General features: G+C 64.7%; 11 protein-coding genes. 3 read left to right on the top strand and 8 right to left on the bottom strand.

Annotated elements, in window-relative coordinates; translation table 11 throughout:
- The first annotated feature begins 8 nt into the window (after positions 1-8).
- Together HNW77_RS03930 and HNW77_RS03925 are read left to right on the top strand one after the other, a co-directional pair.
- A complete protein-coding gene (locus HNW77_RS03930; RefSeq protein ID WP_172155588.1) occupies positions 9-1,322 on the top strand; it encodes a CapA family protein in 1,314 nt (437 codons plus the stop codon).
- A gap of 49 nt (positions 1,323-1,371) precedes the next feature.
- A complete protein-coding gene (locus HNW77_RS03925) occupies positions 1,372-2,346 on the top strand; it encodes an NAD(P)-dependent oxidoreductase (protein ID WP_172155586.1) in 975 nt (324 codons plus the stop codon).
- 144 nt (positions 2,347-2,490) lie between these two features.
- On the opposite strand, the gene HNW77_RS03920 is transcribed toward HNW77_RS03925, so the two are convergent.
- The 8 genes from HNW77_RS03920 to HNW77_RS03885 form a co-directional block, all read right to left on the bottom strand.
- The gene (locus HNW77_RS03920) at positions 2,491-3,855 is read right to left on the bottom strand and encodes a dihydroorotase (RefSeq protein WP_172155584.1); all 1,365 of its coding nucleotides are present in this window, start codon (positions 3,853-3,855) and stop codon (positions 2,491-2,493) included.
- Positions 3,856-3,912: 57 nt separating this feature from the next.
- Positions 3,913-4,653 (bottom strand): amino acid ABC transporter ATP-binding protein, encoded by a 741-nt coding sequence (locus HNW77_RS03915; RefSeq protein ID WP_172155576.1) that lies wholly within the window; start codon positions 4,651-4,653, stop codon positions 3,913-3,915.
- Positions 4,650-5,312 (bottom strand): amino acid ABC transporter permease, encoded by a 663-nt coding sequence (locus HNW77_RS03910; protein WP_172155575.1) that lies wholly within the window; start codon positions 5,310-5,312, stop codon positions 4,650-4,652. The genes HNW77_RS03915 and HNW77_RS03910 overlap by 4 nt, the downstream gene beginning before the upstream one ends.
- Positions 5,313-5,468: 156 nt before the next feature.
- Positions 5,469-6,230, bottom strand: coding sequence for a transporter substrate-binding domain-containing protein (locus HNW77_RS03905; RefSeq protein WP_172155574.1), 762 nt, complete (start codon positions 6,228-6,230; stop codon positions 5,469-5,471).
- Between the two features lie 50 nt (positions 6,231-6,280).
- A complete protein-coding gene (locus tag HNW77_RS03900) occupies positions 6,281-7,066 on the bottom strand; it encodes an SDR family oxidoreductase (RefSeq protein ID WP_172155573.1) in 786 nt (261 codons plus the stop codon).
- Positions 7,066-8,526: an NAD(P)-binding domain-containing protein gene (locus HNW77_RS03895; RefSeq protein WP_172155572.1), complete on the bottom strand. Its 1,461-nt coding sequence runs from the start codon at positions 8,524-8,526 to the stop codon at positions 7,066-7,068. Before HNW77_RS03895 ends, HNW77_RS03900 begins: the two co-directional genes overlap by 1 nt.
- On the bottom strand, positions 8,516-9,535 hold the full coding sequence (locus tag HNW77_RS03890; protein ID WP_172155571.1) for an NAD-dependent epimerase/dehydratase family protein: 1,020 nt from the start codon (positions 9,533-9,535) through the stop codon (positions 8,516-8,518). The genes HNW77_RS03895 and HNW77_RS03890 overlap by 11 nt, the downstream gene beginning before the upstream one ends.
- Entirely contained in the window at positions 9,532-10,314 is a 783-nt protein-coding gene (locus tag HNW77_RS03885) for an RraA family protein (RefSeq protein ID WP_172155570.1), read from the bottom strand. Before HNW77_RS03885 ends, HNW77_RS03890 begins: the two co-directional genes overlap by 4 nt.
- A gap of 452 nt (positions 10,315-10,766) precedes the next feature.
- Here HNW77_RS03885 and HNW77_RS03880 point away from each other — a divergent pair, with 452 nt between their 5' ends.
- Positions 10,767-11,426 carry a GntR family transcriptional regulator gene (locus HNW77_RS03880; protein WP_172155569.1) on the top strand — a complete coding sequence of 220 codons (660 nt, stop codon included), beginning with the start codon at positions 10,767-10,769 and terminating at the stop codon, positions 11,424-11,426.
- Positions 11,427-11,458: the final 32 nt, after the last annotated feature.

Below are 11,458 nucleotides of genomic sequence, written 5' to 3'. Positions count from 1 at the left end.
CGGTTTTCATGAAAATTTCCCTGACCGGTGACAGCATCCTGTTCCGTCGCCTGAACAGCAAGACGAATGCAAAGCTCAGGCCGCTGTTTGACATCATCCGTGGCTGTGACGCGTCTTTTACCAACCTTGAACTGGTGCCCAATGATTTTGAGGGTGACCCGGCGCTGGATCACGGCGGCACGCATTTCGGCGCGCAGGCCTGGGTGCTGGATGAACTGAAGGATGCGGGCTTCGACCTGTTTGCCGCGGCAACGAACCATAGCCTGGATTACAGTATTTCCGGCCTGCGCAAGGCCATTGCGGAAATGAAGGCGCGGCAGTTGCTCTACGCGGGTGTGGGCACGAACCTGGAGGAAGCCCGCCGCCCCGTCTATTTCACGCATGAACGGGGCACGGTGGGCATGCTGTCATGCGTTTCCACCTTCGCACGCGGGCAGGAAGCGGCGGAGCAGACCAGCCTGATGCAGGGGCGACCGGGCGTCAGCCCCCTGCATGTCCAGACGAGCTATCACGTCACACCCGAGGAAATGCAGCAACTGCATGCGGTTTATGACCGGCTGGGCCTGGCACGTGACCGGGAACAGAAAATCCAGCTTGGGTTTGCCTTCCCGCCGCCTGAAAACACGCTGGCCATGGGGAACATGCAGTTTGTCCGTTCCGACAGGACCCGCATCGCCACGACCGCGAACGAGCGCGACATCGCGGATATCGAACGCTGGGTGCAGGAGGCCCGCCTGGTTTCGGATATCGTGGTGGTCAGCCTGCACGGGCACGAAAGCGGCTATAACGCCGAAGGTGTGCTGGATGTCGAGGTCCCGGCGGATTTCATGCGCCAGTTCGCCGTGCGCGCGATTGACGCGGGTGCCGACATCATCGTGTGTCATGGCCCGCACCTGCTGCGCGGCATGGAGATTTATGCCGGGCGGCCGATTTTCTACAGCCTTGGCAATTTCATCGGCCAGAATGAACTGGTCGAACGCCTGCCCGCGGAATCCCATGCCGCCAACCGCGTACCGCTGAACCTGACCCCCCACCAGGTGTACAAGAAACGCAGCAACAACGATCGCAAGGGCTTTCCCGCCGATGTCCGCTTCTGGGAAACCATCGTGCCGATCTGCGATTTCGCGGATGGCGCCCTCAGGGGCATCGAGATCCTGCCGGTGTCGCTCGGGCATGGTGAATCGGCCCATGCACGTGGCTGCCCGGTTCTGGCCACCGGGGCGGAGGCCGAAAGCATCCTTGATAAATTCGAGACGCTGTGCACGCCTTACAGGATGGCTTTCACCCGCAGGGATGGACGGCTGTTCTGGAACGCGGCCTGATGGGGCGGCGGCAGGGCGCAGGGCGCATCGCCCGCAATGGGGGAAGGACATGAACGCCCCTGCCGTGGGCGGCGTGGCCCCGCTGTGTTTCATCACCCAGCCCGTCGATGACGCCGCGCGGCAGGTCCTGTGTGCCGCGGGCTGGCGCGTCAGGGTGGCCTCCAGCCCGACAATGGCGACGGTCGTGCGCGAAATCGGTGATGCCACGGCTGTCATCACACGCGACCTGGGGCTTGATGCGGCAGCGATGCGGGCAGCCCCCGGCTTGCGGATCGTGGCCAGCCATGGCGTGGGCACCAACCGTATTGATCTGGAACATGCCCGCCATCACGGCATCCGTGTGGTCAATACGCCGGGCACCAATACACGCGCTGTCGCGGAATATACGCTGGGTCTCATGATCGCGGCCGCCCGCCGCCTGGTCGAGGCGGACGGGGCCGTGCGGCAGGGCGCGTGGGATTTTCGCTACGCCGGCGGGATGCGCCAGCTTTCGGGGTGTGTGCTGGGCCTTGCGGGGTTTGGCGCCATCGGGCGCATGGTGGCGGATATGTGCCACAAGGGGCTGGGGATGGAGGTGATCGCATGGTCACCCAACACCCCTGATGATGTCTTTGCCACGGCCGGTGTGCAACGCGTGTCCACGCTGGACAGGCTGCTGCGCCGCGCGGATATCGTTTCGCTGCACCGGCCGCTGCGCCCCGATACGGAACGCATGATCAATGCGGCAACACTGGCGCTGATGAAGCCCGATGCAATCATGCTCAATACCGGCAGGGGCGGCCTGGTTGATGATGCGGCCCTGGCGGCGGCGCTGAAGGCGGGGAAACTGGGGGCGGCGGCGCTGGATGTCTTCGCGGTCGAACCGCTTCCGGCGGACAGCCCGCTCCTTGATGCGCCACGGCTGGTCCTGTCACCGCACCTTGCCGGCACATCCGATGAAGCCCTGCGGGCGACCGCCTCCTGTTGCGCCCGGCAGATCCTGCAATGGCAGGCGGGGGAGACGCCGCGCCATGTCGTCGTATAGGTAAAACTTTCCGGGAGGCCGCCCTGTTCCACAAAGGCGGCGTTTCCTGAAGCTTTGTTTTGGGCTGACGATCTGGAATTCCGTAGCAGTTCCCCCCAGCAGTTTCCCCCCGGCATGGCCGGAGGGCACTGCGGATACAGATGCTCAGGCAGGCATGGGGGCTGCTTCGCGGCGCACATACTGCCCGTCGCCCGGGGCGTTCATGATCTCGGCGCCATCCCATGCAAGCTGGCCGCGCAGCCAGACCTTCGTGACCTTGCCCGTGAAAACCGCCCCGTCATAGGGGCTCCAGCACAGGCCATCATGGGCGGCGGCGCTGTCCCATTTATGGTCCTTGCGTTCCAGCACCACCACGTCGGCATCGGCGCCGATCCGGATGCTGCCCTTGCGCGGCCATAACCCGAAGAAGCGGGCAGGACGCTCGCACAGGTATTTCGCGGCCAGCAGCGGCGCATCCAGCCCACGTGCGGCGGCGGCGGTAAAGAAGGCGGGCAGCAGGGTTTCCAGCCCCGGCACACCCGCGCCCGCGGTAAAGATCGAGCCGGTTTCCTTTGATGAAAGTGGCCAGCTTGCATGGTCCGAACTGACAAAATCGATCCGGTCCGCAAGCAGCTGCGCCCACAGCCGTTCCCGCTCGCCCGGGCGGATGGGCGGGTTGACCTTCATGCGCGCGCCCAGTGCGGGGCCGTCCTCATCGGGGTCGAACCACAGGTAATGGACACAGGTTTCACCCGTGGCGCGCCCGCCATCCGCCTTGTAATGGGCCACCATGTCAAAGCCCCTGGCGTGCGAGATATGGACCAGGTGCGCATGGGCCTCGGCATTGAAGCCAAGTTCCAGGAAATGCGCGGAGGATGCCATCTCCGCCGCGACCGGGCGGCTGGGGGAATGGCTGGCAATCCCGTCCCGCCCCTCGGCCTTCATGCGCGCGATGGTGGTGCGCACGATTTCCTGGTCCTCGTTATGCAGCCCCAGCGGCACCGCCGTGCCACTCAGGGCATTGAACATGTCCAGCACCATGTCGGCGGGAATACGGGGGAAACGGGTGGGGTTCGCCTCGAAGGCCGAGATCTTGAACGCCGCCACCCCGCCCGCGATCAGCAGCGGGATCATTTCCACCGACTGCCCGGGCAGGAGGGTCGCATACAGCGCGCAGTCGCAATGGGCGAAACGCCCCACCGCCGCGACCTTGGCATCCAGGGTCTCGAGGTCGCATAGCGGGGCAGGGCTGTCATAGGGCATGTCGACAATGGTTGTGACACCGCCGGCAACGGCCGACCGTGTCGTGGCCTCCAGCCCCGGCAGGCCACCGTAACTGCCGGCATGGGTCTGCCCGTCCACCACGCCGGGCATGATGTAGGCCTGTCCGGCGTCATGCACGTCATGCGCATCGGGGTGGGGGCCATCGCCCAGCGCGGCGATGCGCCCGTCACGGATGGCAAGCCAGCCATCGCGGATGACCCGCTCGGGGGTGACGATCTGGCCACGGATGACCTGCTGGTATGTCATGATGCATTTTCTCCTTGGCCGAGGGGACCGGTATCAGGTCATGCGGGCCGGTATGTATCAGGTATGGCTGAGGAATTTCAGGATATCGGGGTCCTGCTGGTGTTCGAAAAAGGTGTCGGTCGGGGCATCCTGCACGATCCGCCCGCCCTGCATGTACACGGTCCGGTTGGCGATCCGGCGGGCAAAGCCGATTTCATGGGTGACCACCATCATGGTCACCCCTGCCGTCGTCGCAAGGTCGGCCATGACTTCCAGCACTTCGTTGGACAGGTGCGGGTCCAGCGCCGAGGTCGGTTCATCAAACAGGATGGCCAGCGGCTCCATGGCCAGGGCGCGCGCGATCGCCACGCGCTGCTTCTGGCCGCCGGACAGGTTTTCGGGCCGCCGGTCCCTCTGCGCCGACAGGCCGACACGCGCCAGAAGCTGTTCGGCCTGTGCGTCGGCCTGTTCGCGCGACAGCCCACGTATCGTGCGCGGGGCCAGCGTGATGTTGTCGAGCACGCTCATGTTGGGCCACAGGTGAAACCCCTGGAAAACCATGCCGACCTGCGTGCGGATGCGGGCAAGCTGGCGGCGTGGTGTCGCGGCGTCGATTTTTTCGCCATTGATGGCCACAAGGCCCGCATCATGCTGTTCAAGCTGGTTCACGATCCGCAGCAGGGTGCTCTTGCCCGAGCCGGATGGCCCGATCACCGCCATGACATCACCGGCCCGGACATCGAGGGAGATGCCGTCGAGTACGGTGGTGTGGCCGAATTTCTTCTGGACGTTGTGGAGGTGGATGAGTGAGCCGGTCATCGAACCCTCGTCTTGCTGGCATGGATGCGATGTTCCATCCAGATCTGGAAGACCTGGAGGATGGAGGTGATGCCCAGGTACAGCACACCGGCGACGCCGATCGTCTCGACCACGCGATAGGTCGAACTGTAGATGGACTCACTGGTGAACATCAGTTCCTGCACGGAAATGACGGATACGAGTGACGTGTTCTTCACCACCGTGATCGACTGCCCGATATAGGGTGGCAGCGCGGGCACGAAAGCCTGCGGGATGACGATCCGGCGCATGGTGGGCAGCCACGGCAGCCCCACGGCAAGGGCCGCCTCGATCTGGCCGGGGGGCACCGTTTGCAGCGCGGAACGGAAGATGTCGGCGTAATAGGCGGTGGCGTTGAGCGCCAGCACCATCACGCCCGCGGGAAACGCCGCCAGCCTGATGCCCAGGCCGGGCAGCCAGTAATAGACGACGAAAATCTGCAGCAGCAGTGGCGTGCCCCGTACCAGCCAGGTATAGGCCGCCACCGTGAAACCGGCCCACCTGCCAAGTTCGCTGCGCGCCAGGGCCAGCACAAGGCCCAGCACGGTGCCCCCCGCGATGGCCATTGCCGAAATCAGCAATGTCATTCCCGCGGCATGCAGCAGGTAGGGAAGGTAATTCCAGACAAGGGCCCAGTTCATATCAAGGCTTTCGTTTCATGGCATGCGGCACGGTGGTCCTGATGGCGCCTATTGCGTGGCAGGCCGGGCGGATCGCCCCGCCTGATCCAGCCGCCTGGCGGTCATCCGTTCATGTCGTGTGGTTTTCCGGGTGCCGTTCGGTGTCGCGGCTGGTACCTAGTGTTGCATCCCGTCGACGGGCGGCGGGGCGATGCCGAAATACTGCGTGTAAAGCCGTGCATAGGTGCCGTCCCTGATTTTTTCATCGATAATCGCATCCACCGCCGCCTTCAGGTCGTCCGCCCCCTTGCGGAAGACGACCCCCTGCGGCGTGGCCTGCGCCCCGGTCGCGACCACCTTGAAATCATCGTGTCCGGACTTGCGGTAATAGGAAATGGCACTCATCCCCAGCACGGCCACATCGGCATGGCCCGTGCGCAGGGACATGAACACATCGCCCGCCGAAGGCAGCGCCATGACCGATGTGGCACCGGGAATGGCGCGGGCGACCTGTTCCTGGTAGGAACCGGCGACCACGGCGATCTGGTGCCCCGCGATCCCGGCGAAATCATGGATGGAGGTGTCCGCGCTGCCCACGACGGCCACGGTCTCGTCATAGGCGTAGGGGCGTGAAAAGGTGAAGGACTGCGTGCGTTCGGGCGTGATGCGGATGCCCGACATCAGGGCATCGACCTGACCGCTCTGCAAGGCGATCATCAGGCCACGGAAATCGATCTTGGCCCATTCGACCCGCAGGCCCAGCCCCTTGCCGATCAGGTTGCCCCAGTCGATGTCGTAGCCGGTCAGGTTGTTGGCGAAGTCGATGCCGGTATAGGGGGGGCGACGTGCCGGAGGTCCCGATCCGGATGACCCCACGGCTGCGCAGGGCGGCGAGTTCCGTTTCACCCGCCCATGCGGGGGCGGCCCGGTAGAACGCACTGCCTGCCGCCAGCATGAACAGGCGCCGTCTGGTGGTGGTGATCATGGTGTCAGATACTCCGGATCAGGCCGCCATCGACACGGATCTGCGTGCCCGTGATGTAGGAGGCCCTGTCACTGGCGATAAAGGCGACCGTATCGGCAAATTCCTCCGGGCGGCCATACCGCCCGGCGGGAATGGTGCTGTGCGAGGCCCGCACCACGTCCGCCACGCTGACACCGCGCCGCTGTGCCGCCACGTTGTCCAGCGTGTCGACCCGGTCGGTATGGATGCGGCCGGGAATGACCACGTTCACCGTCACCCCGCTGGCGGCGACTTCGGCACTCAGTGTCTTGGACCAGCCGATCACGGCGGCGCGGATGCCGTTTGACAGGGCAAGGCCAGGGATGGGCTGCGTGACGCCGCTGGAGGCAATCGTGATGATCCGCCCCCAGCCGCGTTCCACCATGCCCGGCAGCAGCCGCGTGTCGAGGTAGAAGATATTGTTCGCCATCATCTCAAACTGCGCGGCCCATGTCTCGGGCTGCACGGCGGCGGCGGCGCAGGGCGGTGGCCCGCCGCTGTTGTTTACGATGATGTCAACGCCACCGGTGGCTTCCATTTTTTCCACCACGGCATCGATGTCCGAACGCTGCGACAGGTCCAGCCGTGCTGCGGAGGCACGGCCGCGCATGTCTTCGGGCAGTTCACCGATCCATGCCGCGATGGCCGCGACATCGCGCGCCGTCGCCACGACGGTGGCCCCTTCCGCCAGCAGTGCCCGCGCCACGGCGCGCCCCAGCCCACGGCTGGCGCCCGTCACCAGCGCCCTGCGTCCTGTCAGTCCCAGGTCCATTACGGGTTCTCCACTGTGGCGACCGGCCGGTGGCCGGCCTGAGGCAGGTCACGGGCAAAGGTCAGGGGGAATTCGGGTGTCTGATAGGATCGGATCCGGGCCTCGTGTTCAAGGAAATCCTCGGCGAACAGGTCGCGGCCAATGGCGCGTGCCAGGCGGGGCACGGAATATTTCATGGCGCTGATCGATGACCCGCATGGACCCATGCTGACCGTGGTGCCGAAATTGAAGCAGTGGATCCGGTTGATCCAGGGCGTGGCGCCGGGTGTGCGCTCCAGGAATTCCATGCCGTTACCCAGGTAGGGGTAGCGTTCCAGCCTGGCATCGTGCTCACCCGGCGGTGCGGGGTAACGGTCGCGCCACAGCGCCACATGCGGGGCGACGTGGTGCAGTTCGGGCCGTGCATGCAGGTTGATGTCCAGCCCCGTGCCGGTAATGACGAAATCCGCCATGATGTCGCCGCGTGGCGTGGTCAGCACGGCTTCATCGCCACAGGCGCGCGCCTGCGTGACCGGTGCGCCGGTGAGCAGGGTGAAATTGTCATGGATGGTGGCGCGGTTCCATGTCTCCAGCGTCAGGGCTTCACGCACGTTGAGCAGGTAGCGCATCATGCCCCAGCGCTGGCTGTCGGGCAACGTGCCGAAATGGTCGAGGAAGCCGGGGAATGCAATGATCTTGTAGGGCTGGACGCGCTGGATCTCGGGGCGGCGGCACAGCAGCGTGACCGTGCCCGCTCCGGCTTCCAGCGCGGTTGCCGCGTTGTCAAAGGCCGAGGCGCCAGCCCCGATCACCACCACGCGCCTGCCGCGCAGGGCGGCAAAATCGATGGGGTCCGCCGTATGGGCGCGCAGCGGCGCGGGAAGAGCCCTTATGACATCGGGCATCATCCACTGGCCGCTGCCCTCGATCCCGTTGGCCAGCACCATCTTGCGCGCAAGGACGCCGCGCGGGCCATCGGGGGTGTCGAATGACAGCGACAGGTAGCCTTTTTTTTCCGTCACGTCGCGCAGGTCCCAGCCATTGCGCACTGGCAGCTTGTGGACCTGCTGCAGCCAGACCAGATAGGCGGCCCAGTCTTCCTTGGGGATTTTGGACAGGGTGTTGAACCGGCCTTCCCCGTGTGTTGCGTCGTACCAGGCCTGGAACGTCTGGCTTGGTACGCCAAGGTCGATGCCGGTTACCGTCTTGGCCGTGCGCAGTGTTTCCATGCGCGCGTAATCCAGCCACGGGCCTTCCCGGCCGGGGGCGGCCCTGTCGGCAATGAAGAAATTGTCGATCCGCTGCTGGTGCCGCAGGGCCATGCCGATTGCAAGTCCCCCCTGGCCGGCACCGATGATGACCACGTCATGGACGGGTTGGCCATCGACGGCATGTTCCGGTACCCACTGGCCCTCGGGGTACGCGATCATGTCCAGGTCGCGGCTGATCCGTGCTTCCAGCATGGCGAGATCAGACGTCATGGCATTTTCCTTCTGTGTCCGATGTGTGCAGGAACTGCATGTAATCCCTGAAGGCGGCCTGCATGTCGCAGCAGGGCGCATCCATCACGTCCTGGCGGAACAGCGCGCCTGACAGCAGGCCGCCATCGTGGTCGCCCCACAGGTCGATGGACAGCGCGCCGGGTGGCGCGGGTTGCGGCCCGACAGCAAAACGGAAATCGGGATAGGCCGTGCGCAGCAGGCGGCACCAGTCCAGTAGTGACCAGGCGGTTGGCGCGCCCATGTTGTAGGTCTGGCGCACGGGCTGCGCGATGTCGGACAGCGCGATCAGGGCGGCTGCCGCATCGCGTGCGTACTGCCAGTTCTTGATGCACGGCCGTGCGAAATGCACCGGCTGACCCGTCCGGGCGGCCCGGGTTGCGACAAAGATCTGGCTGAGCGTATCCCGCACGCCGGTTTCATGTTCGTATGGCCCGAAAACCCGTCCCAGCCGGCCGATCTTCAGCGTCATGCCCCATTGGGCGGCCAGTCGCGCCGCGATCTGTTCGCCGCTGTATTTGCTGATGGCGTACAGGCTGGCTGGCGCGCGCGGGGTGCTTTCCTTCAGCCAGGTGCCATCGGGGAAGTCATTGCCGTAGACGGCGACGGAACTGGCGAAAAGGAAATTCCGCACGCCCGCTTCCGCGGCCGCATTGATGGCATTGACCGTGCCACCCAGGTTGACGGCAACCGTTGCCGCCGCGCGCTGGCATTCCTGTGCCGCGCCGGATGTAACGGCCGCAAGATGGATGACGGCGGCGATGTCCCGGCCGCCAAAGCACGCACGCACGAAGGCCGGGTCGGTAATGTCACCCTGGTGGTGGATGTAGCGGCCATCGGACATGGGGAAATGGCGCGTGAGCGAAGCCGGCAGCGCCCGGTCCGAAATCCCGATGACGCAACGTCCCCTGCCCAGCAGGGCCTCGACAACATTCAGGCCGACGAAGCCCGTATCGCCCGTGACCACCACGGCGCCACCCGGCATGGTCATGTCGTTTTTTCCTGCGTGGCGCGCCACTGTTCGTATTCGGCCAGGATCTGCGGGCTGGGCGGGTAGGCGATATCGATCGGCATGCCCGTGGCGACTTTTTTGATGATGAAGGCTTCCAGCGCTTCCTGTTCGATCGCGGCATCGGCAATTTCATCGGCAAGGTGGCGGGGCACGCATACCGCGCCGTCCTCGTCACCGACGATGATGTCACCGGGAAAGACCGCCACCCCCTGCACGCCAACGGGTTCATCGCAGCCAATGACCATCAGCGCCGAGAAGGAGGAGCGCACGTTCCGGCCCGCGCATACGACCGGCAGTTCCATTTTGCCCACGATCGAGACATCGGACACGCTGGTATCGAGGATGACCCCGGCAATGCCGCGTACCATCAGTGACGTGGCCATGATGTCGCCCATGAACGAGACTTCCGGATGGCCGCCGCTGCCAACCACCACCACGCTGTCCGCTGGTGCGGCGTCAAGCGCCATCCGGTTCAGGCTGGGGACCTGGCGCTGGGCGATTCCCTCGCGGATGTCTTCGCGCACGGGCATGGCGCGCACCGTCCATGCCGGGCCGCAGAACCGCCTGCACGCAGGCTGGAGGGGGTGCAGGTCGGAAAAGAAGCGCGTGTGCAGCCCCATCTTGAACATGATGGCGGACAGCGTGGGCACCGCGACGGAAAGCAGCCTGGCTTTCAGTTCCTCCGGGATGGGGCAGCAGGTTTCTGACGCGATCCTACCCAGCCCTGGTAAACTGAAGCCCGCTTTTTCAAGTGACATGGAGGCACATCCAATATGAAAATCCGATGATGGGGCGTCCTGTTCCCGGCACGGAAGGCATTCCGGGACCGGACGGGTCCGTGCGGGAAGGCTGGTGGCCCGGTTGCCATGGGACGGTGCGGCACGATGCCTTGCGAAGGAAAACCGGACGACCCGCCGGCGCGCATGGCATCGGGTTGATCGTTTCTTATCTATAACGACCGTGCGCTGGAATGCAAGAAGTATACCATTGGGTTCTGAAAATTATTGCATGTCCGATCCGGGTGGGGATATGGTCGGGACATACTGCGGTGACCGGGAAAATTTCAGCAGTAACTCAAGGACATTGCCCATCACTGGTGGGGCAGGTTCGCGCGTTCCGGAACGGAAAATTGCTTTCCGCCCATCCCGTGCACAGGCGTGCGATGGTGGCTTCTATCCTGTCTGAAAGGCCGTGTGATGCGGCGGCGCATATGATGTTATCTGACAAGCAGCGGTCTTCGGCCCCCAGGGGGAGCCTGTCCGAGGACGCATTTGAAACTGTCCGGCGGTGGATACTCGAAGGCCAGCTTGAAGCCGATACCGTCGTCATCGAACGGGAAGTGGCGCTGCGGCTGGGGCTGTCCCGCACGCCGGTCCGGGATGCGCTGCGCCGGCTGGTGGGGGAAGGGCTGCTGCGGCAGAGCGGGCGCACCATCATGGTGAACGCCATCCGCACCGAGGATGTGCTGGAGATCCTGGTGCTGCGCCGCCTGCTGGAAGGCGAGGGCGTCAAGCTGGCGACACACCGGATCAGCCCTGCCACGCTGGACATCCTGCACGCGCGCGAAGTCGCGCTCCTGCGGATGGAACACATCACCGCCGAGGCGCACTGGGATGTCGATAACATGTTCCATGCCACGATTGCCGAAGCCAGCGGCAACCGCCTGCTGGCGCGTAATGTCAACGAACTGCGTGAACGTACCCGGCTGTACGGTTTTGACCAGATCCCGCAACGGCTCGAACCCGGGCGGCAGGAACACTGCCAGATCCTGGATGCGATGCGGCACAAGGATGCGGAGCGGGCGTCGATGCTGATGCAAAGGCACCTCCAGCAGGTTGCTGATGCCATCCTGAACACGCTTGCCGTATGAAAACGCCTGCGGGCGCTGAATTTTCCGTTACG

The sequence above is a fragment of the Komagataeibacter melomenusus genome (assembly GCF_013155395.1).
Classification (GTDB): Bacteria; Pseudomonadota; Alphaproteobacteria; order Acetobacterales; family Acetobacteraceae; genus Komagataeibacter; species Komagataeibacter melomenusus.
The sequence above is the reverse complement of the archived record's forward strand: the minus strand, read 5'-3'. Positions and strand labels throughout refer to the sequence as shown.

Bases quoted from the DNA above. Each gene is read 5' to 3' on its own strand.
- HNW77_RS03920 (WP_172155584.1), bottom strand. From the start codon at position 3,855: ATGACATACCAGCAGGTCATCCGTGGCCAGATCGTCACCCCCGAGCGG.
- HNW77_RS03915 (WP_172155576.1), bottom strand. From the start codon at position 4,653: ATGACCGGCTCACTCATCCACCTCCACAACGTCCAGAAGAAATTCGGC.
- HNW77_RS03890 (WP_172155571.1), bottom strand. From the start codon at position 9,535: ATGACCATGCCGGGTGGCGCCGTGGTGGTCACGGGCGATACGGGCTTC.
- HNW77_RS03925 (WP_172155586.1), top strand. From the start codon at position 1,372: ATGAACGCCCCTGCCGTGGGCGGCGTGGCCCCGCTGTGTTTCATCACC.
- HNW77_RS03885 (WP_172155570.1), bottom strand. From the start codon at position 10,314: ATGTCACTTGAAAAAGCGGGCTTCAGTTTACCAGGGCTGGGTAGGATC.
- HNW77_RS03910 (WP_172155575.1), bottom strand. From the start codon at position 5,312: ATGAACTGGGCCCTTGTCTGGAATTACCTTCCCTACCTGCTGCATGCC.
- HNW77_RS03880 (WP_172155569.1), top strand. From the start codon at position 10,767: ATGATGTTATCTGACAAGCAGCGGTCTTCGGCCCCCAGGGGGAGCCTG.
- HNW77_RS03930 (WP_172155588.1), top strand. From the start codon at position 9: ATGAAAATTTCCCTGACCGGTGACAGCATCCTGTTCCGTCGCCTGAAC.
- HNW77_RS03900 (WP_172155573.1), bottom strand. From the start codon at position 7,066: ATGGACCTGGGACTGACAGGACGCAGGGCGCTGGTGACGGGCGCCAGC.
- HNW77_RS03895 (WP_172155572.1), bottom strand. From the start codon at position 8,526: ATGACGTCTGATCTCGCCATGCTGGAAGCACGGATCAGCCGCGACCTG.